Raw genomic sequence first — 2390 nt, forward strand, 5'->3', positions numbered from 1 at the left:
TTCACGGTACCACTGAATATGTCACCACTTGCACCACGTATCGCCCACCCCGTTTTGGTACCTAGATCAAAACAAAGAATCGTGTTAATCACCACACCGCTCCATACAAAATGTGTTTTAGAAGATTGCTCTTTTTACGAAAATGCTGCCGTAGATCCTCAAGATCCACCAGAAAAAGTGAATTTTTTCGCTCACTGTATTCGTTTAAAAAATGCTTTCAATCCACTATAGTTTTCCCAGGTACGAGATAGCTCTGTTGTTCCTCAGGACTTTTTTTAGCAAGATCTTCCCATGTCAGTGGCTTTAACCCCAATAAATGCCCCAATAACTCTTGAGACCTCGGCCAATAGTCTAGTTGTGCAAATGTAATGGTATTTCGTGGTATAAACCATTCTTCAAAAGCTCTAACAACTTTAATTGCTTGAATCTTTGTCTGCTCATCCCTCATTAATTGTTGCAATAATTCCTGCGATCTATCTTCTTGTTCATCTGTAATGGGATTTAGTTCTATAAACTCTCTTACAAGCGTACGAACAGCTTTAGAGACTTGAATATTTTCATAAATATTTTCATATGACATCACACATTCTTGCCCTTTAGTGCTTTTCTCTAAACATTCTTGCACGTTTGCTTGTAATTCTTGTAAATGTTGTATTTTCTCTTCATTTTCTGCTAGCTGTCCTTCCATCAACGCTTTTTGTGACGCTATTAACTCATTTTTTTCAGCTAGCTCTTTTCTGAGCCTTCGCACTCTTTTAGAAGAGTCATGAACAGCATAAAACGAAATCACATTCGCAATTAAGGAAATAACAATTGCTACTAAACTCATCTTTCTCTCCTCACTTACCCTTCTTCTTACTCTTCTTATTCTTATGAGGCGGCGCTTTTACTGCTTCATCACGCTGTTTAAGCTCTTGTGTTAGTCTTTCAACTTCCTCGTCGCGTGATTGAACATCTGCTTTTAGTGCCTGTATCTTTTCACTTTTCCGTTTAAACTCTTCTCGGTACGCATCTATCTTTTGTTTAAGTTTTTCAATTTCCTCGTCGCGTTCTTCAATCTCTTGCTTCAATTCTTTAATTTCCGTATCACGTGATTGAACATCTGCTTCGAGTGTCATTACAACTTCACTTACATTTCTGAACGCCTTTTCATGCTCTTCAGTCTTTTGTTTCAGTTGTTTAATTTCCTCGTCACGTTCTTCAAGATCTGCATCACATTCATCAATTGTCTGCTTGCTTTCCTTTAAATACCTAAACTCATTCTCTTTCATTTTTTTCTTAATATCTTGAACCTGCTCTTTAAGTGCTTTAACTTGGTTGCGATAATGCAATGCAATACGAAACATCACTCCGCTTAAGAGCAAAACTGAAACCACTGCTATCCATAAAATTTCATTCGAACTCATCTTTATCTCCTTAATGCTGTAAAGTTTCTCCGGTGTGATCAACACCACAGCTCTTGCTAATTTTCGACAATGGGGGGTGTTGCTCTTGCATTAATCTCTGCAAGCGCTCGGGATAAAAAAAATCTTCTGGACGCAAATCTATCCCATGATCACGTGCGTAATCTAAAATTTTTTGCTGGTGTTTTGCTGGCATGTCACGCCATCTATAAACAGATGACACATCTCTTTGCACTATGGTTGCTACAGTTTTGAAACCACCTAAATATTTTATAATTAATCTCGAAGGCATATGTAATCTCCATAACAGCGCAATAAATAATTGCACTTTTTACATATGTCAACAAAAAATGCACCTTTCACATTTTTGCATTTTACGTATTTTTAGGGATAATATTTAAATTATGAGTAGCAATATTGAAAAAAGTATCCAACAATGGCTAGAAAAAAAATTAGACGAGCGCGGACACGGTGCTCAAATAGAACTAGCCGCCTACTTGGGAATCCATCAATCCACTATAAGCAGAATGATTAATCCTTACAAAAATGGAAAATCAAGAAGCATAAGTATTGGGGAATTAGTTAAAATAGCTGAGTTTTTTAACGAGCCCCCCCCCAATTTCTTCAATGATGTTGATCAAGAATTTATGAATTTTTATCGTGATCTTTCTGAAGAAAACAAGAAGTCTGTGATTTTATATATTGAGTTTTTAAGGCAATCAAAAGATAAGTTATAGTTTCCTTTTCTTTCTGAGAAAACCCTTTTAAAAGATTAGAATCTTGTTCCGCTATTTGCATTTTGTATCTCCATAAATTGTGGATAGTGCACTTTTTAAAAAAACATATCTAGCATAAATATGCACTTTTTACATTTTTATGTTGACACTTGCACTTTTTGCATATATTTATCTCCCATATCTTAGAAAATAACTTTTGCCAATAGGCAGTATGGAGGCATTTGTGAATAAACCAGTGTTTATAAATTCT

General features: G+C 35.7%; 4 protein-coding genes. 1 reads left to right on the plus strand and 3 read right to left on the minus strand.

Going from position 1 to position 2390, the window contains the following annotated elements; genetic code table 11:
• Nucleotides 1-217: 217 nt before the first annotated feature.
• Genes ACFILA_RS09300 through ACFILA_RS09310 form a run of 3 tightly spaced genes read right to left on the minus strand, consistent with a single transcriptional unit; the run spans nt 218 to nt 1695 of the window.
• Complete coding sequence (locus tag ACFILA_RS09300; RefSeq protein ID WP_375661098.1) at nt 218-829, minus strand: hypothetical protein; 612 nt, start codon at nt 827-829, stop codon at nt 218-220.
• A gap of 10 nt (nt 830-839) precedes the next feature.
• Complete coding sequence (locus ACFILA_RS09305; protein WP_375661099.1) at nt 840-1406, minus strand: hypothetical protein; 567 nt, start codon at nt 1404-1406, stop codon at nt 840-842.
• A gap of 10 nt (nt 1407-1416) precedes the next feature.
• Nucleotides 1417-1695, minus strand: coding sequence for a hypothetical protein (locus tag ACFILA_RS09310; RefSeq protein WP_375660270.1), 279 nt, complete (start codon nt 1693-1695; stop codon nt 1417-1419).
• A gap of 112 nt (nt 1696-1807) precedes the next feature.
• Here ACFILA_RS09310 and ACFILA_RS09315 point away from each other — a divergent pair, with 112 nt between their 5' ends.
• Nucleotides 1808-2140 (plus strand): helix-turn-helix domain-containing protein, encoded by a 333-nt coding sequence (locus ACFILA_RS09315; protein ID WP_375612684.1) that lies wholly within the window; start codon nt 1808-1810, stop codon nt 2138-2140.
• Nucleotides 2141-2390: the final 250 nt, after the last annotated feature.

The sequence above is a fragment of the Bartonella sp. CL71SXKL genome, from assembly GCF_042194935.1.
Classification (GTDB): domain Bacteria; phylum Pseudomonadota; class Alphaproteobacteria; order Rhizobiales; family Rhizobiaceae; genus Bartonella.

What these genes read in the sequence shown, in the direction of transcription:
- ACFILA_RS09300 (WP_375661098.1), bottom strand. Translation starts at nt 829, where the DNA reads ATGAGTTTAGTAGCAATTGTTATTTCCTTAATTGCGAATGTGATTTCG.
- ACFILA_RS09305 (WP_375661099.1), bottom strand. Translation starts at nt 1,406, where the DNA reads ATGAGTTCGAATGAAATTTTATGGATAGCAGTGGTTTCAGTTTTGCTC.
- ACFILA_RS09310 (WP_375660270.1), bottom strand. Translation starts at nt 1,695, where the DNA reads ATGCCTTCGAGATTAATTATAAAATATTTAGGTGGTTTCAAAACTGTA.
- ACFILA_RS09315 (WP_375612684.1), top strand. Translation starts at nt 1,808, where the DNA reads ATGAGTAGCAATATTGAAAAAAGTATCCAACAATGGCTAGAAAAAAAA.